Origin of the sequence: Sanguibacter sp. A247 (assembly GCF_052324925.1) — a bacterium.
Taxonomy (GTDB): Bacteria; Actinomycetota; Actinomycetes; order Actinomycetales; family Cellulomonadaceae; genus Flavimobilis.
Genome location: NZ_JBQPRE010000001.1, coordinates 526767 through 544541 on the forward strand (window position 1 = coordinate 526767; position 17775 = coordinate 544541).

The window sequence follows — 17775 nt, forward strand, 5'->3', positions numbered from 1 at the left end:
GGAGCCACCGCGAACGACGGGGGCGGGGGGGGGGGGGGGCAACCCCCCCCCCCCCCGCCCCCGTCGTCATGCGTGGAGCGTCAGGCTCCGAGGTGGACGCCTTCGCTCGGCTGGACGACGACGACGCCCTGCCCGCCGAACGCGAGCTGGAACGTCTCGCCCGAGCCGCCGCGCAGGAGCGAGCCGAGACCGCCCGTGTCGACCTTGACGTTCATGTGCACGCCTGCCGTCCACAGGACGACGGCCTGCGGGTCGCCGAACGTCGGCGCCTCGGCGACGTTGAGCGCGACGGGCTCTCCCGCGGTGGTCACGGCGACGTAGCCGGTGCCCTGGCACACGACGTTCGAGAGGCCGCCGGCGGCCATGCCTGCGCCGGGGCGGATCATCTTGATGTCCCACTGGATCGAGTCAGAGATCGCGAGGACGGACGCGCCGTTGATCGAGATCATGTCGTTCTCGAGGTAGATCACCTGGACGTTGGCTGCGCTGTCCGCGAGGAAGAGCTGCCCGGTGCCCGTGCACTTCATGAGGTCGAGGCCCTCGCCCGTGACGGCGGCCTTGAGGAAGCGGGCCGCGCCCTGGCCCTTCTTCTCGAAGTGCACGTCGCCCTGGTAGGCGACCATCGCGCCGGAGCGCGACCACACGGGGCCGAACCCCATGTTGATCTTGAGCATCTTGCTGCCCTGCAGGCTGAACTGGTCCTGCGAGGTGTTCTCGGCGAACTCCTGGAACAAGGCACCGTAAAGCGTCATGCGAACCCCCTGGTCGTGTGGTCCCCGGGTGGGACCGATGCGGCCAACATAGCGACGTTGGTGCAGGTCCGCACGGTGGGACCCCGGCGGGCGCGCACGTGCCGCCGCTGCCCGGGGGCGTGTCGGGCAGCGGGTGGGGTCAGCGGACCTCGTCGTCCGTCGTGGGTGGCGTCGTGTCGTCCGGGTCGGAGCCGGCGGCGCGACGGCGACGCTCCTGCTCGAGGCGCCAGAGGAATTCGGGGTCGTCGTCGGGGGCGACGGGTCCAGTCCGCGGGGTGCCAGGCCGCGCTGGGCCAGGGCGCGCGCTGCCGGGTGCGGGGGCGGTGCGCGGGCCCGAGCGGGGACCGCCCAGTGCTTCGCCGCGTTCGCGGCGGCCGTTCATGCTCACGACGAACCACACGATCGAGCCGAGCACGGGGATGAGGATGACGAGGACGAGCCAGATGCCTCGCGGCAGGCCGTGGAGATCCTCGTCGGGGGCGTTGATGATGTCGGTGACGGTGTAGACAACGACGGCGACGAGCAGGAGGAAGCCGAGGTAGCGCATGGCGCCACCTTAGTGGGCCTACGCTGGTGGTGTGCCTCTCGTCGCCTACACGCTGTGGCGTGTGCTGATCTTCGTCGCAGTCCTTCCGCTGCTGTGGTGGGCCGGGGCGCGGGGACCGCTGCTGCTGCTCCTCGCAGTCGTCCTCACGTTCCTCGTCTCGCTGCTCGCGCTGCGTGGTCCGCGCGACCGTGCGGCGCTGTGGCTCGCCGAGCGTGCGGAGGCCAAGCGCGTGCGTCAGGCGCAGGGCACGGACGACCCGGACGCGGCGGCAGAGGACGCCGAGACGTCGGGGAGCTGAGCGGGGCGTTCGCCGCCGCGCGGAGCTGCGTGCCAGAACGGGACGTGGCGTCGGCCTAGAGCGCCAGGCCCAGGGCGAGCAGGGTTCCGAGCGCGAGCTCGTAGAGGCCCGTCCCGCCGAGGACGGGCACGAGCAGCCGGCCGCGTGCGCCCATGAGCACGGGGATGCACAGCAGGACGACGGGCAGGGCGAGCACGCCGACGACGAGCACCCACGGTGAGGCGAAGACGCACACCATCGCGAGCAGCCACGAGCTGATGACCATCGCGACGTAGACGCGGCGGGCCCGCCGGTCACCGAGGCGCACCGCGAGGGTCCGCTTGCCGGCGACGACGTCGGTCGGGATGTCACGGATGTTGTTGACCATGAGGATCGCGCAGGCGACCAGCCCGATCGCGACGGCGCCGACGACGGACGGCCAGGTGACGTGCCCGACCTGCGTGTACGTCGTCCCGAGCGTCGCGACGAGCCCGAAGAACACGAAGACGAAGACCTCGCCGAGACCGAGGTAGCCGTAGGGCGTCGAGCCCCCGGTGTAGAACCAGCCGGCGGCCACGCACGCGACGCCGACGGCGAGCAGCCACCACTGGCCGCTCAGCGCGACGAGCCCCAGGCCGAGCAGCGCCCCGACGCCGAACGCGAGGAACGCGGCGAGCCTGACCGTCCGTGGGGGCGCGAGCAGCGAGGCCGTGAGGCGCAGGGGCCCGACGCGCTCGGTGTCGGTTCCGCGGATGCCGTCGGAGTAGTCGTTCGCGTAGTTGACGCCCACCTGCAGCGCGAGCGCGACGCCGAGCGCGAGCAGTGCCAGCCACGGGTCGAACGCGTCCGCGTGAGCGGCGGCGCCTGAGCCGACGAGGACGGGAGCGGCGGCGGCGGGCAAGGTGCGGGGGCGCGCTCCGGCGACCCACTGCGCTGGTGTGGCCATGCGACCGAGACTATCCGGCGTGGCGCCCGGGACCATGACGCTCGTGGCCGGAGGGGGGAACTCGGGCGGAGATCACACCTCAGGAGTCCGTGGGCTCCTGAGGCGAGAGCGTCGTCACGGTTGCCGGCCGGCGGCCGAGCACGAGGTCGCGGACCGCGTTGCGGTCCGGCTTGCCGATCCCGAGGGTCGGCAAGGCCTCGACGATCTCGAGCGCGCGGGGTGCCGCGGGCGGTGCGACGGCGCGGCGGACGTGGTCGCGAACCTCGGCGAGCCCGGGCGCGCTCGCGCCGGGGGTCAGGGTCGCGACGGCGACGATCGCGTTGCCCCACTCGTCGTCGGGCACTGCGACCACCGCAACCTCGCCCAGGCCGTGCCAGCCCGCGAGGGCGGCTTCGACCGCGCCTGCAGCAACCTTCTCCCCGCCCGTGATGATGATGTCGTCCGAGCGGCCGTGCACGGTGAGCGTGAGGAACGAGCTGTCTTCGGAGAGCTCGAGAGTGCCGAGGTCGCGCGTCCGCAGCCATCTGCCGCCGTGGATGGTCGTGAAGGACTGCGCGTCGGCGATGTCGTCGTCGAGGAACCCTTCGGCAAGGACGCGACCAGAGATGAGCACGTGGCCGTCCGCCGACGTGCGGATCCGCACCCCGGTGAGCGGCACGCCGTCGTAGACACAGCCGCCGCAGGTCTCTGACATGCCGTACGTCGTGACGATGCGACCGCCCGCGGCGGCCGCGCGCGCGGCGAGCTCGGGCGCGAGCGCGGCTCCGCCGACGAGGATCGCGTCAAAGCTCCTCAGGGCGTCGAGCGCTGCGGCCGAGTCGGGCCCGGGCTCGAGCAGGCGGTGCAGCTGTGTCGGGACGAGCGAGGCGAAGCGTCGCCCGCCGGGCGTGGCGGTGCGCTCGGGCATGCGGCTGACGGCCTCGACGAACGCGGCGGGACGGAAGGGCCCCGCGAGCATCGTCGGGGTCGTGCCCGCGAGAACGGAGCGCACGATGACCTGCATCCCGGCGATGTGCGTCGTGGGGAGCGCGAGCAGCCACGCACCCTGACCTCCGAGCCGCTCGGCGCTCGCGGTGGCCGAGGCGCGCAGGGCGGAGGCCGTGAGCATGACGCGGCGGGGAAGGCCTGTTGAACCTGAGGTGCCGACGACGAGGGCGACGTCGTCGGGGACGCTCGGGGGTGTGGTGGGTGTTCCCGCTGGCGGGACGGGCTGCGCGAGCAGGGCCGGGCCCGAGCCGTCGAGCGCTGCGCGGACGAGCTCGGGCAGAGCGCTGTCCGGGATGTCGGAGACTGCGGGCCAGATGACGGGACGGGGCACGCGACCACCCTAGTCGCGGACGTAGGCTTGCGAGCGCGTGCGCAGACACGGCGCGCGTGCAGGCAAGAGAGGGTGGACAAACGTGAACCGAAGGACGATGCGTGGCCGAGGTGCCGTCGTGGCTCTCGCTGGAACGCTCGTAGCGACGCTTGGCCTCGCGGCGTGCGGCAAGGACGACCCACCGCCCCCGCCGGCCACTCCGACCGTGACGGTCGACGCGACCGTCGACCCGTCGAAGACCGACGCTCCTACGCCCGCGGCCCCGATCGTCTTCCCGCTCACGGGCGTCAAGGTGGACGAGGTCCCCGCGCGTCCGGCGATCGCGGTCAAGGTCGAGAACACGGCAGCGGCGCGCCCGCAGGCGGGTCTCGAGGACGCCGACCAGGTCTGGGAGACCGTCGTCGAGTTCGAGGTCTCGCGCTTCATCGCCGTCTACCAGTCCAACACGCCGGACGCGGTCGGCCCGGTGCGCTCCGCGCGCCCCATCGACCTCCAGGTCGTTGCCGGCTTCAAGCCGCTCTTCGTCTTCTCGGGCGCTCAGAAGCGCATGGTCACGCGCATCGGTCGCGTCGCCGAGATCCAGCCGATCTCGCACGACGCGGGTGCTGCTGGTCTGGGTCGTGTCTCGACGCGTCGGGCGCCGCACAACGTCTACGCGGACCTCGCCACGATCTGGAAGGCTGCGGACTCCGACCACTCGGCGCCTCCGCGCGGTGACCTGAAGTTCGCCGAGAAGGCGGACGAGGCGAGCGCGGTCGTGGCCGGCAAGGGCGCGAAGAAGCTCTCGATCTCGCTCTCGGCTGCGGCCCGCCCCTCGTGGGCGTGGGACTCCGGCTCGTCCGCCTGGCTGCGGTCCGAGGGGTCGCAGAAGGCGATGTCGGCCGCGGGCTCGCAGCTGAAGGCGACGAACGTCGTGCTCATCGAGACCGTGCAGATCGACTCCAAGCTCGACGCTCAGGGCGGCGCGATGGTGCCGGACCAGAAGTTCAAGGGCTCAGGCAAGGCGCTCGTCGCGACGGGTGGCAAGGTCATCGAGGCGACCTGGAAGAAGGCCGGCGTGACGGACCCGCTCGAGCTTCTCGACGACAAGGGCGAGCCGATCCTGCTCGCACCTGGCAACACGTGGGTGGAGATGCTCAACAAGGGCAAGAGCTCCTACTCGCTCGACTGAGTCAGACTGCGGTATGACGGCGCCTCCTCCGGTCGGGGGAGGCGCCGTCGTCATGTCCAGACCGACGGCCGACGCGGTGGGTGGGGCGTGCGAGCGAAGGTTGAGCCATGACCACGACACACTCGCACCTCGTCTCCCGTCCGTCCGGCTCGGTCGCGGTGCGCCGCGTCGTCCGCCCCGCCCGTCAGCGCCGCCGCCGCACCCGTTCGGGCGACTCGTGGCGCACGTCGACCGCTCCGGCCGCGCTCTCGGTCGCGCTCCTCACGGCGCTCGCGACGGCGGTTGCGCTCGGCCTGCGCGAAGCGGTCGAGCTGGCGTTGACGTTCTTCGTCACGGGCTGAGCCCGCGCCAACGACAGACGGTCCCCGGGACGTCTCAGCGTCCCGGGGACCGTCTGTGTGTGCCGGGTGGTCAGTCGCGGTACTGCGTGAAGGCCGCGACGGCCGGGTCGGCGCCGAGGCGGTTGCCAGCCTCGAGCGCGTCGATCGCGGAGCGGTCGGCCTCGGTGAGCTCGAGGTCGATGGCTGCGAGATTGGCGCGGTAGCGCTCGGGGGTGACGGACTTGGGGATGACGATGCGGCCTGCGTCGAGGTGCCAGCGCAGGATCACCTGGGCGGGGGTCGCGCCGAGGCGCTCCGCGATCGCGGTGACGGCCGGGGAGTCGAGGTCCGCGCCGCGTCCGAGCGGCGAGTATGCCTCGACGGCGATGCCGTGGCCGAGCGAGCTCGTGTGGACGTCGACCTGCTGGAAGGTCGGGTGGACCTCGATCTGGTTGACGGCCGGCACGATCTCGGACTCTGCGACGAGGCGGTCGAGGTGGTCGGGAAGGAAGTTCGAGACGCCGATCGCGCGCACGGCGCCGTCGGCGTAGAGCTTCTCGAAGGCGCGCCAGGTCTCGACGTAGAGGTCGAGGCTCGGGACGGGCCAGTGGATGAGGAAGAGGTCGACGACGTCGAGGCCGAGCGCGGTCCGGGAGTCCTCGAAGGCGCGGAGCGCCTTGTCGTAGCCCTGGTCGCCATTGCGGAGCTTGGTCGTGATGAAGATGTCCTCGCGGGGCAGGCCGCTGGCGGCGACGGCTGCGCCGACGCCTTCTTCGTTGTAGTAGCCGGCTGCCGTGTCGATGTGGCGGTAGCCGGAGGCGAGGGCGTCCTCGACGAGGGCCTGGGTGCCGTCCTCGGGGACCTGGAAGACTCCGAGGCCAAGCTGGGGGATCTCGACGCCGTTGTTGAGGGTGACGTGGGGGGTGCTCATGCGCCTATCTTCCGCCCCGTCCGCCCTCCGGTCCAGTCGTTACGCTCTCCGGAACGCGTGGTTCGCGGACGGGGGTGCGCCGTGCGGAGTGCGCGCCTCTGCGGGCCTACACGTGGTACGGGAAGCCGGACCAGTCGGGTTCGCGGTGCTCGAGGAACGCGTCGCGACCCTCGACAGCCTCGTCCGTCATGTACGCGAGGCGCGTCGCCTCACCGGCGAAGACCTGCTGGCCCATGAGGCCGTCGTCGGCAAGGTTGAACGCGAACTTCAGCATGCGGATGGCCTGGGGGGACTTGCGAGCGATCGTCAGGGCGTACTCGAGCGCAAGGTTCTCGAGGTCGTCATGCTCGGCGACCTCGTTGAGGGCGCCCCACTCGTACGCGTCCTGCGCGGAGTACTCGCGGGCGAGGAAGAAGATCTCGCGTGCGCGCTTCTGGCCGATCTGTCGGGCGAGGTAGGCGGAGCCGTAGCCGCCGTCGAACGAGCCGACGTTCGCGTCGGTCTGCTTGAACCGGGCGTGCTCACGGCAGCCGATCGAGAGGTCGGCAACGACGTGAAGAGAGTGCCCGCCGCCCGCGGCCCAGCCGTCGACGACGGCGACGACGACCTTGGGCATGGTCCGGATGAGCCGCTGGACCTCGAGGATGTGGAGCCGGCCGGCGCGGGCCGGGTCGACCGTGTCGGCGGTCTCGCCGTCGGCGTAGCGGTACCCGTCGCGGCCGCGGATGCGCTGGTCGCCGCCCGAGCAGAACGCCCAGCCGCCGTCGCGTGGGGAGGGGCCGTTGCCCGCGAGCAGAACTGTGCCGACGTCAGAGGTGAGGCGCGCGTGGTCGAGGATCCGGTAGAGCTCGTCGACGGTCCCGGGGCGGAACGCGTTGCGGACCTCGGGGCGGTCGAAGGCGACGCGCACGACGGGCAGGTCGCGCTCGGCCGTGACGGCGCCGTCGGCGTCGAAGGTGCGCTCGACGCCACGGTGGTAGGTCATGTCGGCGAGGTCGTCGAATCCCGCGACCGTGCGCCACCGCGTCGGGTCGAACGTTGCTGACACGGTCGTGGGAATCTCGCTCATGGACACACCCTAGCGAGCCGCACGGGCCTCGCCGCCAAGTGGTACATCCGTACCGATCGACGGGTACGATGAGCGATCTGCGGCAGCCGCCCCACCGCAGACCCGTCGCACGCAGGGAGAACCTCATGGCCTGGCTCGTCCTCATCCTCTCCGGCCTCCTCGAGGCCGGCTGGGCTCTCAGCCTCAAGGCATCGAACGGCATGACGCGACTGTGGCCCGCGGTGAGCTTCGTCGTTCTCCTTGCGCTCTCGATGGCGGGTCTCGCCTACGCGCTGCGGACCCTGCCCGTCGGCGTCGCCTACGCCGTCTGGGTCGGCATCGGCGCCGCCACGACCGCGGTCGTCGCCGTCTTCGCCTTCGACGAGGCGATGAACGCGGTCAAGCTCGTCTCGCTCGGCCTCATCGTCGCGGGCGTCGTCGGCCTCAACCTCTCGGGCGGTGGGCACGCGTGACCGAGCCCCGGCCGCGCGGTGCCGCGCGCCGAGCCGCGCTCGTCGACGCGGCCGTCGAGCTCGTCCTGGCCGACGGCCCCGCCGCGCTCACCCACCGCGCGCTCGCGGCGCACGCGGACCTGCCTCTCGCCTCGACGACCTACCACTTCGCGACGCTCGACGACATCCTTGCGGCCGTCGGCGCCCGCCTGGCCGAGCGGTGGGTCGCCGCCGTCCACGACGTGCTCGACGACGACGCGTCCCTCGCGCAGGCCACGACCCCGGCTAAACGCGCTGCGGTTCTCGGCCGGGCGCTCCTGCCGCCCGGCGGCGACGCAGCGGTGCGCGCGCACTACGAGCACCTCGTCGGAGCCGGGCGCACGGGCCTCGGCCGTGCGTACGCTGCGGCCCGCGGCGGACTCGACGACGCGATCGCGCGCCTGCTGAGCAGGCTTGGCCATCCCGGCGGGGGCGTGTCCGCGGGGCTCGCGCTCGCGGTCGTCGACGGCGCAGCCGTCGCCGCCTTGAGCGAGGCGCGGTCCGTCCGCGCAACGGTCGAGTCCCGGTTGTGCGAGCTCCTCGAGCTCGGGCGACCGGCGCGGGCGCCGGCGCCGACCCTAGGATGAGCAGCGGCAACGTCACCGAACGCGTCCTCGACCGACGCCTCACCTAGGAGTAGCCATGTCCGCTCAGATCATCACGGCCGACCTTGTCTCGCTCGGGCTCAGCCCCGCGTCGACCGACGCACTCATCGAACGGCTCTCGGCGCAGCTGGCCGCGCAGGGCCGCGTCACCGACGGCGAGACGTTCGCGGCTGATGTGCGGGCCCGCGAGGCGCAGATCCCGACGGGCATGGAGGGTCGCGTCGCGCTCCCGCACGCGAAGTCGGACGCCGTTCTCGTCCCGTCGATCGCGGTTGCGACGGTCCCCGGCGGCCTCGACTTCTCGGGTCCCGACGGCGACGCGACGCTCGTGTTCCTCGTGGCGACGCCGACCGGCGGGGCGGACGTGCACCTCGGCCTCCTGCAGGCGCTCGCCCGCCAGCTGCTCGACGCGCACTGGGCTGACACGCTGCGCGCGCTGTCGGACCCCGCGATCGTGGCCCGCTTCGTCGCTGACGCCGTCGCGGACTGACGCCCGGGACGCCTCACTAGGGTGGGGTCATGCACGTCTACTCGATTCCGCTGCGCACCCGCTTCCGCCGCATCGACGTGCGCGAGGGCGTGCTGCTGCGCGGGCCGCGGGGGTGGGCGGAGTTCTCGCCGTTTGCCGACTACGACGACGTCGAGTCGGCTCAGTGGTTGCGCGCCGCGCTCGAGGCGGCCCGCGAGGGCGATCCTCCCGCGCTGCGCGATCGGATCCCCGTCAACGTCACGGTACCCGCGGTCGACGGCGTGCGTGCGCACGCGACGGTGCGGGCCTCTGGTGGTTGCCTGACGGCCAAGGTCAAGGTGGCCGAGCCGGGCCAGACGCTCGCGGACGAGGTTGAGCGGCTCGAGGCGGTGCGCGACGCGCTCGGGCCCGGCGGACGCGTTCGTATCGACGCGAACGGTGGCTGGGACACGGAGACTGCGCTCGCGCGGCTCAGCGTGCTCGATCGGGCGGCCGGTGGGCTCGAGTACGTCGAGCAGCCCTGCGCGAGGGTGGCCGAGCTCGCTGCGGTGCGGCGTCGGACGCACGTGCCGGTCGCCGCTGACGAGTCCATCCGACGGGCCGAGGACCCGTTCGAGGTCGTGCGGGCCGAGGCCGCCGATGTCATCGTGCTCAAGGTGCAGCCGCTCGGCGGTGTGCGGGCCTGCCTGCGTCTGGCCGAGGAGGTGGGCCTGCCCGTCGTCGTGTCGTCCGCGCTCGAGTCGTCGGTGGGCCTGGCCCAGGGGATCGCGCTCGCGGCGGCGCTCCCGGAGCTGCCGTACGCGTGCGGTCTGGCGACCGCGCACCTGCTGACGGACGACACGGTCGTCCGTCCGCTGCTCCCCGTCGACGGTGCGATCGGGGTGCGCCGACCGGTCGTTGCGCCCGCCGCGGTGGTGCGCACGGCCGCGCCCGACGACGTCGCCCGCGCGTGGCGGGCACGGCTCGAACGGTGCGCAGCCGTCCTGGGTGAGGATCTCGCTGACGTCCTGGGATGATGGGCGCGTGACGTCTCCGTCGATCACTTCCGCCCGCACCCTCGTCGCCGCGCTCGTGCGCCTCGGCGTGCGCGAGTTCGTCCTTGCCCCGGGTTCGCGCTCCGCGCCGCTCGCGTACGCGGTCGCCGAGGCCGCGGAGGCGGGGCTCCTCTCGCTCACGGTGCGCGTCGACGAGCGTGAGGCTGCGTTCACGGCGGTCGGGCTCGTGCGGGGCGCCGCGGTCGCGGCGGGTGGCGGGGCCGACGGCAGCGCGGCCCGCCACGCGGGCATCGCACCGGTCGCCGTGGTGACGACGTCGGGGACAGCGGTCGCCAACCTGCACCCCGCGGTTCTCGAGGCGCATCACGGCGGCCTTCCGCTCCTCCTGCTCACGGCGGACCGCCCCCACGAGATGCGTGGCACGGGTGCGAGCCAGACCATCGACCAGCCGGGGATCTTCGGGGCAGCGGTGCGTCTTGCGGCCGACGTCCCCGCGCCCACGGGTCGCGCGGGCGAAGCGGCCGAGGCCGTCCACCTTGCGGCGCGCGCGGTCGACGCCGCGACCGGCGGGCGCACCGGCTACCCCGGTCCCGTCCAGCTCAACCTTGCGTTCCGCGACCCGCTGGTTCCTGAGGCGGGCGAGGGTGCGCCGTGGCCCGAGGTCCATCCGCCTCGCGTCGTGCAGTCGGCCCCGCGTGCGCCTGAGCAGAGCCCGTGGACGCAGGACGAGCTGCGCGACGGCGGGACGCTCGTCGTCGCGGGCGACGGTGACGACGGTGTTGCTCGCCGTGTCGCCGAGGCTCGCGGATGGCCGCTCGTCGCCGAGTGCGTTGCGCCGTCTGCCGGCGGTCCGCAGCTCGTCGCCGCGCATGCCCAGGTGCTCGCCACGTCGGGGCTCGCGGGGCAGGTGCGGCGCGTTCTCGTCGTCGGCCGGCCGACGCTGTCGCGGCCCGTGCAGCGGCTTCTCGGGCGGGACGACGTCGACGTCGTCGTCGTCGCCCCGGCGGGGGCGCCGTGGGCGGACGCCCCGCGTGGTGCGCGGACCGTGCTCGCGGGGGTTCCGCACCGTTGGCTCCTGCCCGACGACGCCGCGGGCCCCGGCCCGCGCCCGACGGCCCGCACCCGGTGGGGCGCGGCGTGGCGGGCAGCGTCGGCCGCGGCTGCCGCCGCGATCGACGACGCGCTCGGGCTGGGCGCTGTTCCCGGACCGGCTGACCTCGAGACGCCCGCGCCGCTCACGGCGGAGGCCGCCGTGCGGGTGCTCGCGGACGCGCTCACCCCGTCCGACGTGCTCGTCGTCGGCTCCTCCAACCCGGTCCGTGATCTCGACCTCGTCCATCGGTGGGCCGAGCCACCGCACGTCGTCGCCAACCGGGGCGTCGCGGGGATCGACGGCCTGCTCGCGACCGCCGTCGGCGTGGCGCTCGCGGGGGGCCGCCCCGAGCGGGCGGGGGACGGCCGACGCACGGTGCGCACGCTCGTCGGCGACCTCACGTTCGTGCACGGCGCCGGGGGACTGTGGGCTGCGCGTGGCGAGGACCGGCCGCACCTGCAGATCGTCGTCGTCAACGACGCGGGCGGCTCGATCTTCACGGGTCTTGAGCACGGGGCGCTCGCGGCGGCCGAGCCTGCGCGGGCCGCAGCGGTCGAACGCGTCTTCGGGACCCCTCATGACGTCGACCTCGCGGCGCTCTGTGCGGCGCACGGCATCGGGCACACCTGCGTCGGCTCGGCCACCGGCCTCCGGGACGCGCTCGCCCGACCGCTGCCGGGCGTGAGCGTCGTCGAGGTGCGGGTGGATCGCGACGGCCGGCGGGCGCGTGCCGCGGCCGTGACCGCCGCGCTCGACGCGGCGCTCGCGGATGTGGCAGTCGCGGACGTCGCGGACGCGGGCGGGTCGCTCGCCGACGGCTGAGACCTGAACGTCGAGATTCTCAGACAACGTTCAGGGTCGTTGAGGGTTCTCCCCAGCAAGGACTGGTCGACTGAGGATGTCGAAGGAGGTCCACCATGGACGAGAACATCACTCAGCCGCTGCCCACTCCCGGTGGCGAACCCGCTGGACCCACCCCGAGCGTGCCCGCGCCTGTGCCCGCGCCTCCCGCTCCCGGCCCCGGCGGCCACGCGTTCGGGGCATCCCCGTACGCCACGCCCGCCAGGCCCGGCGCGGCCGACGGCGGCCCGGCAGGGCACGCACCCATCCCGCCGCACCCCACGACGCGCCCGGCGCGCACGTGGCCCGCGGTCGTCTCGACCGCTGCCGTCACGGCGCTTCTGGTCGGCGGCGGAGCAGCGTTCGCCACGACCCAGCTCATCGACCGCTCCGCTACGCCGAGCGGCGTGACGTCGACCGTCACGGACCTCGGCACGAGCTCGCCGATCAGCGTGGACGCGGTGAGCCCCGCGAGCTGGGAAGAGGTCGCCGCGCGTGTGGCCGCCTCGGTCGTCGCGATCGACGTGCAGACCTCGGCGGGCGGCGGGCAGGGCTCGGGCGTCATCATCGACACCGAGGGCCACATCCTCACGAACAACCACGTCGTTGCGGGCGCCCGGAACGACACGGTCACGGTGACGCTGAGCGACGGCCGCCTGTACGACGCGAAGATCGTCGGCCTCGACGCCTCGACGGACCTCGCGGTCGTCAAGCTCGTCTCCCCGCCTGCCAACCTCGCCGCGGCGACGCTCGCGGACTCCGACAAGGTCGTCGTCGGCAATGCCGTCATGGCCGTCGGTAATCCGCTCGGCCTCGCCAACACGGTGACGACCGGCATCGTCTCGGCCGTCGACCGGCCAGTGTCGACGTCGGACGGCTCACGCGCGTCGGCTGTCGTGACGAACGCGATCCAGATCGACGCGGCCGTCAACCCGGGCAACTCCGGTGGGCCGCTCTTCGACGCGGCCGGGCAGGTCATCGGCATCACGTCGTCGATCGCCACTCTCTCGAGCGGGTCGGGTCAGTCGGGCTCGATCGGCCTGGGCTTCGCGATCCCCTCGAACCTTGCGCGGTCCGTGGGCGATCAGCTCATGGCCAAGGGCTCGGCCGAGCACGCGTTCCTCGGTGTCTCGTTGCGGGACGCGACGGCTACTGCTGACGGTGCGACGCGGCGGGGTGCCGAGGTGGTCGAGGTGACGCCGGGCTCGGCGGCCGCGAAGGGCGGTGTGGAGGCAGGCGACGTCATCGTCGCGATCGACGGCAAGGCGGTGAGCGGGGCGGAGTACCTCACGGCTGCGGTGCGCGAGCGCGTCGAGGGTGACCGGGCTGTGCTCACGGTTGTGCGCGCGGGGACGGCCAAGGACGTCACGGTGACGTTGGCGGCGCGTGCGGATGCGGCTGGCGACGGCTCGACGCCTGGCCGTGAGGGGAGCGACGGGAGCCAGGACCAGGAGGGACGCCAGGCGCCCGACGGCGGCTCCGAAGGCACTCTGCCGGGGGGAATGACCCAGGAGGAGTTCTTCCGGTGGCTCCGTGAGAACCTCTGATCTAGATTAGGAACCAGTCGCGGACCCGCTCCCCTGTCGGGCTCCGCGACCCCGCCCGACCGCGTTCCCTGACGCTGTCGAGGCCGCGGCGAATCGGTCCCCCTGCCGAGGTCGCCGCCGGAGGGCCGAGACGATTCCCTGACGTCTCGGCCCTCCTCCTTTGTGTCCGTCGCGTTCCCGGTGGGGACACCGTCGCGCCTGGGCAGGGGGCTCCGTCGCGCTGGGCCAGGAACCTCGTCGGGGCGTTGGGCGGCGCCGCCCGACGCCCGAGCTCAGTCGCCGAGGGCGAAACGCATGGGCTCGAGCTTGGACTCGGTCTCGGCCAGCTCGTCGGCAGGGACGGACGCCGCGACGATCCCGCATCCCGCAAAGAGCCGCAGCTCATGGGGGTCTTCGGGGTCGAGCTCGGCGGCGCGCAGGCCGATTCCCCACTCGCCGTCACCGTCTGCCCCGAGCCACCCGACCGCGCCGGCGTACCGTGCGCGGTCAAGGTGCTCGATCTCACGGATGAGGTCGCGCGCGACCGCGGTCGGCGTCCCGCAGACCGCAGCCGTTGGTGCGAGTGCGTCGGCCAGGGCGAGGCTCGTCACGCCCGGTGCGGCGAGCACACCGGTGACGTCGGTCGCGAGGTGCAGCACGTTGGGGAGGTGGAGGACGAAGGGCGTCTCGGGGACGTTCGTCGACGTGCAGAACGGCGTGAGCGCCTGCGCGACGGAACTCACCGCGTACTCGTGCTCCTCGAGGTCCTTTGAGGAGTGCGAGAGGTGGGCTGCGCGTGCGAGGTCGGCGTCGTCGTCGCCCGTGCGCCGCACCGTGCCCGCGAGGACCCGTGAGATGACGAGGCCCTTCTCGGAGCGGACGAGCAGCTCGGGGGTTGCGCCCACGAGGCCGTCGACGCTGAACGTCCAGCATCCCGAGAACCTGTCCGCGAGCCGGGCGAGGAGGTGGCGCGGGTCGACGGGATGCGTCGTCCGGGCGTGGACGTCCCGTGCGAGCACGACCTTGTCGATCGCGCCCGCGCGGATCCGCGCGATCGCGTCGGAGACGACGTCGAGCCAGGCGTCGGGCGCGAGGGCGCCGTCGGTGTACGTGACGGGTCCGGGGACCGTGACGGGGGCTGCCCCGACGCGCAGCAGCTCGGCGACCGTCGGCTGGGGCACCGCGGAGCCCTCGGACTCCTCCGTCAGCGTCGTCACCCACGCGAGGGGGCCGCGCCGCCCGACGATGACCCGCGGGACGACGAGGGCGCCACCCGCGGGGGAGGCGGGGTCGAACGAGAACGAGCCGAAGGCGACGGGGCCCGTTCCGGGAGCGGTGACGTCGTCGTGGACCGACATCGTGCGAAGGAGCCGCAGCCACGCCTGCTCGGCGTGCGCGAACTGACCCTCCCCGCCCACCTCGATGCGCGCGAGCTCGCCCCAGGCGACGAGTCCGTCGCCGCGGCGGACCCACGACAGGGGGGAGTCGGCAGGCAGGAGGTCGAGGAGCGCACCCGGGTCGGTCCGTGCATCAGGCAGGTCGAGCGGGGTCGTTCTGACGACGACGCGCCCCGCGGGGACGTGCGCCGCAGGCATCGGCAGGTTGGAGTTCATCGCCGTCCAGAGTACGTCTCCGTCCGGCCTGGGCCTGACATTGCGCGTGGCGTCGCTAGGCTGGGGGCATGTCGCGCGCAAGCCTGGAGAAGAAGCCCCGTGAGGTCGCCTCGATGTTCGACGGCATCGCCCGTCGTTACGACCTGACGAACGACGTCATCTCGCTTGGGCAGGATCGTCGGTGGCGACGCCTGACGATCGACGCGGTGGGCGCTGCCCCTGGCGAGAAGGTCCTTGACCTGGCGGCGGGCACAGGCACGTCCTCGGAGCCGTTCGCGGACGAGGGTGTGCGGGTCGTCCCGTGCGACTTCTCGTTCGGCATGCTCCAGGTGGGCAAGGCGCGGCGTCCGGACCTGTCGTTCACGGCAGGTGACGCGACGAGGCTGCCGTTCGCCGACGAGTCGTTCGACGCCGTGACGATCTCGTTCGGCCTGCGCAACGTCGTCGACACGGTCGGGGCGCTGCGTGAGATGTTCCGCGTGACGCGCCCCGGGGGGCGCATCGTCGTGTGCGAGTTCTCGACGCCGACGTGGGAGCCCTTCCGCACGGTGTACCAGGAGTACCTCATGAAGGCCCTTCCGAAGGTTGCCGGAGCGGTGACGAAGGACACGGGCTCGTACGAGTACCTCGCCGAGTCGATCACGTCGTGGCCGGACCAGGTGGCGCTCGCCCACCTGCTCCAGGAGGCCGGCTGGCGACGGGTTGCCTATCGCAACGCGTCGGGCGGGATCGTCGCGCTGCACCGCGCCACCCGCCCCGACAACAGCGTCTGACCAGGGCATCCGTCTTTTCCCGGCCCTCATCGGTGGCATGGGACCTTGGTCCTGGTGTTTGCTGACGAGGTGAGGCTTACCTTGGCAGACATCGGCGGCTCGGGAGACTAGAGTGACGAGGGCGCTTGTGCCTTCGTGCACAAGGTCCACAGGCCCCGGTTCCACCCCCTCCGGACTACGCACCTCAAGGATTCAGCGATGGCGATGAACCACCCCGACGACGCAGACGTCGTCGTCGTCGGTGCCGGCCCTGCAGGGGCCACCGCCGCGCACTACCTCGCCTCGGTGGGGCTCGACGTCGTCGTCCTCGACAAGGCCCGCTTCCCGCGCGACAAGATCTGCGGCGACGGCCTCACGCCGCGCGCTGTCGCTGAGCTCGTCCGTGCGGGCGTGAGCATCGACGAGTCCGACGGCTGGATCCGCAACGTCGGACTGCGCGTCGTCGGCGGCGGTCACCGCATCGAGATCCCGTGGCCCGAGCTCTCGTCCTACCCGTCGTACGGCCTGGCCCGCTCCCGCATGTCGTTCGACCACATGCTCGTCGAGCACGCCCGCGCCTCGGGGGCGACGATCCTCGAGGGCCACAGCGTCACCGAGCCCGTCCTCGACGAGCGCACTGGCCGCGTCGTCGGCGTCACCGCACGCGTCCTCGACGCGGACGGCCGCCGCACGGGGGAGGAGCGCACGTTCCGTGCGCCCGTCGTCATGGCCGCCGACGGTGTCTCGTCGCGGCTCGCGACCGCGATCGGCATCGAGAAGCGCAACGACCGCCCCATGGGCGTCGCCGTCCGCACGTACTTCGAGTCCCCGCGCCATCAGGACGCGTGGATGGAGTCGCACCTCGAGCTCTGGGACGGCGCCCCGGGCGAGTCCAACCTTATGCCCGGCTACGGGTGGATCTTCGCCCTGGGCGACGGCACGGTCAACGTCGGCCTTGGCTCGGTGTCCTCGAGCGCGGCCGCGACCAAGGTCGACTACAAGGACCTCTTCGGGCGGTGGATGGCGAACGTCCCCGCCGAGTGGGGCTTCTCCGAGGAGACCCAGCGCGGGCCCGTGCGCGGTGCCGCGCTTCCCATGGCCTTCAACCGCGCGCCGCTCTACGACCGCGGGCTCATGCTTCTCGGCGACGCAGGCGGCATGGTCTCGCCGTTCAACGGTGAGGGCATCGCGTACGCGATGCAGGCCGCGCGCGTCGCGTCCGACACGGTTGCGCAGGCCCTCACCCGCCCGACGGACTCCGCGCGCGAGCGCGCGCTGCACCGGTACGCGCAGGTGATGAAGGACGACCTCGGCGGCTACTACCGCCTCGGCACGTACTTCGTGAAGCTCATCGAGAACCCGCACGTCATGCATCTGTGCACGAAGTACGGCCTGCCGCGCCCCCTGCTCATGAAGTTCGTCATGAAACTCCTCTCCGACGGCTACGAGCCGCGCGGCGGCGATCTCATGGACCGCGTCATCGCGGGTCTCACCAGGGTGGTGCCCGCGGCATGATGTGCTGTCCTCTGACGACGACATCCCCCGCGGGCACGCACCGTCGCCCCCGCTTCACCCGTAGCCTGGCTATGGGCTCCACCCACGTCCGGACCGTGCGCGCGTGCGCGGACCCGGCCACCACCCCGTATGGACCGACGGTCCGCACCGACCTCCCGACAAGGAGAGCGACGCGATGAGCAACCCCTACGTGCCCCTGCTGTTCCTCATGGGGGTCGCCGCGCTGCTGGCCCTCGGAGGCCTCGGCGCCAGCGCGATCATCGGCCCCAAGCGGTACAACAAGGCCAAGCTCGAGGCGTACGAGTGCGGCATCGAGCCAACTCCGAACGCCGTCGGCGGCGGCCGGTTCCCCATCAAGTACTACCTCGTCGCGATGACGTTCATCATCTTCGACATCGAGGTCGTGTTCCTCTACCCCTGGGCGGTCGAGTTCCGCACCCTTGCGGCGTTCGGGCTTGTCGCCATCCTCGCGTTCATCGCCATGATCACGGTTCCGTTCGTCTATGAATGGCGCCGCGGCGGGTTCGAGTGGGACTGATCGGGTTGACGCGGAAGAAGGACTGCAG

At 72.5% G+C, this 17775-nt stretch carries 19 protein-coding genes; 12 read left to right on the forward strand and 7 right to left on the reverse strand.

What is annotated here, in order from left to right:
- Nucleotides 1-80 precede the first annotated feature (80 nt).
- Together ACTVCO_RS02335 and ACTVCO_RS02340 are read right to left on the reverse strand one after the other, a co-directional pair.
- Nucleotides 81-752, reverse strand: coding sequence for an AIM24 family protein (locus tag ACTVCO_RS02335; protein ID WP_443726772.1), 672 nt, complete (start codon nucleotides 750-752; stop codon nucleotides 81-83).
- Between the two features lie 139 nt (nucleotides 753-891).
- Entirely contained in the window at nucleotides 892-1299 is a 408-nt protein-coding gene (locus ACTVCO_RS02340; RefSeq protein WP_443726773.1) for a PLD nuclease N-terminal domain-containing protein, read from the reverse strand.
- A gap of 31 nt (nucleotides 1300-1330) precedes the next feature.
- On the opposite strand from ACTVCO_RS02340, the gene ACTVCO_RS02345 reads away from it, so the two are divergent.
- Nucleotides 1331-1597, forward strand: a complete 267-nt coding sequence (locus tag ACTVCO_RS02345) for a DUF4229 domain-containing protein (RefSeq protein WP_443726774.1) — start codon at nucleotides 1331-1333, stop codon at nucleotides 1595-1597.
- 55 nt (nucleotides 1598-1652) lie between these two features.
- Here the strand turns inward: ACTVCO_RS02345 and ACTVCO_RS02350 are convergent, their stop codons facing one another.
- Nucleotides 1653-2522: a 1,4-dihydroxy-2-naphthoate polyprenyltransferase gene (locus ACTVCO_RS02350; protein WP_443726775.1), complete on the reverse strand. Its 870-nt coding sequence runs from the start codon at nucleotides 2520-2522 to the stop codon at nucleotides 1653-1655.
- Nucleotides 2523-2601: 79 nt separating this feature from the next.
- Nucleotides 2602-3840 (reverse strand): AMP-binding protein, encoded by a 1239-nt coding sequence (locus tag ACTVCO_RS02355; RefSeq protein WP_443726776.1) that lies wholly within the window; start codon nucleotides 3838-3840, stop codon nucleotides 2602-2604.
- 118 nt (nucleotides 3841-3958) lie between these two features.
- On the opposite strand from ACTVCO_RS02355, the gene ACTVCO_RS02360 reads away from it, so the two are divergent.
- A complete protein-coding gene (locus ACTVCO_RS02360) occupies nucleotides 3959-5011 on the forward strand; it encodes a DUF3048 domain-containing protein (protein ID WP_443726777.1) in 1053 nt (350 codons plus the stop codon).
- A 107-nt stretch (nucleotides 5012-5118) separates the two neighbouring features.
- Nucleotides 5119-5352 (forward strand): hypothetical protein, encoded by a 234-nt coding sequence (locus tag ACTVCO_RS02365; RefSeq protein ID WP_443726778.1) that lies wholly within the window; start codon nucleotides 5119-5121, stop codon nucleotides 5350-5352.
- A 70-nt stretch (nucleotides 5353-5422) separates the two neighbouring features.
- On the opposite strand, the gene ACTVCO_RS02370 is transcribed toward ACTVCO_RS02365, so the two are convergent.
- Together ACTVCO_RS02370 and ACTVCO_RS02375 are read right to left on the reverse strand one after the other, a co-directional pair.
- On the reverse strand, nucleotides 5423-6262 hold the full coding sequence (locus tag ACTVCO_RS02370; protein ID WP_443726779.1) for an aldo/keto reductase: 840 nt from the start codon (nucleotides 6260-6262) through the stop codon (nucleotides 5423-5425).
- Between the two features lie 106 nt (nucleotides 6263-6368).
- Nucleotides 6369-7331, reverse strand: a complete 963-nt coding sequence (locus tag ACTVCO_RS02375; protein ID WP_443726780.1) for a 1,4-dihydroxy-2-naphthoyl-CoA synthase — start codon at nucleotides 7329-7331, stop codon at nucleotides 6369-6371.
- Nucleotides 7332-7456: 125 nt separating this feature from the next.
- Between ACTVCO_RS02375 and ACTVCO_RS02380 the strand changes: the two genes are divergently transcribed.
- The 6 genes from ACTVCO_RS02380 (at nucleotide 7457) to ACTVCO_RS02405 (ending at nucleotide 13350) form a co-directional block, all read left to right on the forward strand.
- Complete coding sequence (locus tag ACTVCO_RS02380; RefSeq protein ID WP_443726781.1) at nucleotides 7457-7783, forward strand: DMT family transporter; 327 nt, start codon at nucleotides 7457-7459, stop codon at nucleotides 7781-7783.
- A complete protein-coding gene (locus ACTVCO_RS02385) occupies nucleotides 7780-8388 on the forward strand; it encodes a TetR/AcrR family transcriptional regulator (RefSeq protein ID WP_443726782.1) in 609 nt (202 codons plus the stop codon). Before ACTVCO_RS02380 ends, ACTVCO_RS02385 begins: the two co-directional genes overlap by 4 nt.
- Nucleotides 8389-8443: 55 nt before the next feature.
- Complete coding sequence (locus ACTVCO_RS02390) at nucleotides 8444-8896, forward strand: PTS sugar transporter subunit IIA (protein ID WP_443726783.1); 453 nt, start codon at nucleotides 8444-8446, stop codon at nucleotides 8894-8896.
- Between the two features lie 29 nt (nucleotides 8897-8925).
- Nucleotides 8926-9891: an o-succinylbenzoate synthase gene (locus ACTVCO_RS02395; protein ID WP_443726784.1), complete on the forward strand. Its 966-nt coding sequence runs from the start codon at nucleotides 8926-8928 to the stop codon at nucleotides 9889-9891.
- Nucleotides 9892-9898: 7 nt separating this feature from the next.
- Nucleotides 9899-11785, forward strand: a complete 1887-nt coding sequence (menD, locus tag ACTVCO_RS02400; RefSeq protein WP_443726785.1) for a 2-succinyl-5-enolpyruvyl-6-hydroxy-3-cyclohexene-1-carboxylic-acid synthase — start codon at nucleotides 9899-9901, stop codon at nucleotides 11783-11785.
- A 95-nt stretch (nucleotides 11786-11880) separates the two neighbouring features.
- Nucleotides 11881-13350 (forward strand): S1C family serine protease, encoded by a 1470-nt coding sequence (locus ACTVCO_RS02405; protein ID WP_443726786.1) that lies wholly within the window; start codon nucleotides 11881-11883, stop codon nucleotides 13348-13350.
- A 272-nt stretch (nucleotides 13351-13622) separates the two neighbouring features.
- Here the strand turns inward: ACTVCO_RS02405 and ACTVCO_RS02410 are convergent, their stop codons facing one another.
- Complete coding sequence (locus tag ACTVCO_RS02410) at nucleotides 13623-14942, reverse strand: isochorismate synthase (protein WP_443726787.1); 1320 nt, start codon at nucleotides 14940-14942, stop codon at nucleotides 13623-13625.
- A gap of 68 nt (nucleotides 14943-15010) precedes the next feature.
- On the opposite strand from ACTVCO_RS02410, the gene ACTVCO_RS02415 reads away from it, so the two are divergent.
- From ACTVCO_RS02415 to ACTVCO_RS02425, 3 genes are all read left to right on the forward strand, one after another.
- Nucleotides 15011-15715, forward strand: coding sequence for a demethylmenaquinone methyltransferase (locus tag ACTVCO_RS02415; protein ID WP_443726788.1), 705 nt, complete (start codon nucleotides 15011-15013; stop codon nucleotides 15713-15715).
- A gap of 198 nt (nucleotides 15716-15913) precedes the next feature.
- The gene (locus ACTVCO_RS02420) at nucleotides 15914-17209 is read left to right on the forward strand and encodes a geranylgeranyl reductase family protein (RefSeq protein ID WP_443726789.1); all 1296 of its coding nucleotides are present in this window, start codon (nucleotides 15914-15916) and stop codon (nucleotides 17207-17209) included.
- A gap of 175 nt (nucleotides 17210-17384) precedes the next feature.
- The gene (locus tag ACTVCO_RS02425; protein WP_443726790.1) at nucleotides 17385-17747 is read left to right on the forward strand and encodes an NADH-quinone oxidoreductase subunit A; all 363 of its coding nucleotides are present in this window, start codon (nucleotides 17385-17387) and stop codon (nucleotides 17745-17747) included.
- Nucleotides 17748-17775: the final 28 nt, after the last annotated feature.

Excerpts from the sequence above, each read along its gene's own strand:
- ACTVCO_RS02420 (WP_443726789.1), top strand. The coding sequence starts at position 15,914 with ATGGCGATGAACCACCCCGACGACGCAGACGTCGTCGTCGTCGGTGCC.
- ACTVCO_RS02340 (WP_443726773.1), bottom strand. The coding sequence starts at position 1,299 with ATGCGCTACCTCGGCTTCCTCCTGCTCGTCGCCGTCGTTGTCTACACC.
- ACTVCO_RS02370 (WP_443726779.1), bottom strand. The coding sequence starts at position 6,262 with ATGAGCACCCCCCACGTCACCCTCAACAACGGCGTCGAGATCCCCCAG.
- ACTVCO_RS02425 (WP_443726790.1), top strand. The coding sequence starts at position 17,385 with ATGAGCAACCCCTACGTGCCCCTGCTGTTCCTCATGGGGGTCGCCGCG.
- ACTVCO_RS02405 (WP_443726786.1), top strand. The coding sequence starts at position 11,881 with ATGGACGAGAACATCACTCAGCCGCTGCCCACTCCCGGTGGCGAACCC.
- ACTVCO_RS02415 (WP_443726788.1), top strand. The coding sequence starts at position 15,011 with ATGTCGCGCGCAAGCCTGGAGAAGAAGCCCCGTGAGGTCGCCTCGATG.
- ACTVCO_RS02395 (WP_443726784.1), top strand. The coding sequence starts at position 8,926 with ATGCACGTCTACTCGATTCCGCTGCGCACCCGCTTCCGCCGCATCGAC.
- ACTVCO_RS02365 (WP_443726778.1), top strand. The coding sequence starts at position 5,119 with ATGACCACGACACACTCGCACCTCGTCTCCCGTCCGTCCGGCTCGGTC.
- ACTVCO_RS02410 (WP_443726787.1), bottom strand. The coding sequence starts at position 14,942 with ATGAACTCCAACCTGCCGATGCCTGCGGCGCACGTCCCCGCGGGGCGC.
- ACTVCO_RS02375 (WP_443726780.1), bottom strand. The coding sequence starts at position 7,331 with ATGAGCGAGATTCCCACGACCGTGTCAGCAACGTTCGACCCGACGCGG.
- ACTVCO_RS02390 (WP_443726783.1), top strand. The coding sequence starts at position 8,444 with ATGTCCGCTCAGATCATCACGGCCGACCTTGTCTCGCTCGGGCTCAGC.
- ACTVCO_RS02335 (WP_443726772.1), bottom strand. The coding sequence starts at position 752 with ATGACGCTTTACGGTGCCTTGTTCCAGGAGTTCGCCGAGAACACCTCG.
- ACTVCO_RS02350 (WP_443726775.1), bottom strand. The coding sequence starts at position 2,522 with ATGGCCACACCAGCGCAGTGGGTCGCCGGAGCGCGCCCCCGCACCTTG.
- ACTVCO_RS02380 (WP_443726781.1), top strand. The coding sequence starts at position 7,457 with ATGGCCTGGCTCGTCCTCATCCTCTCCGGCCTCCTCGAGGCCGGCTGG.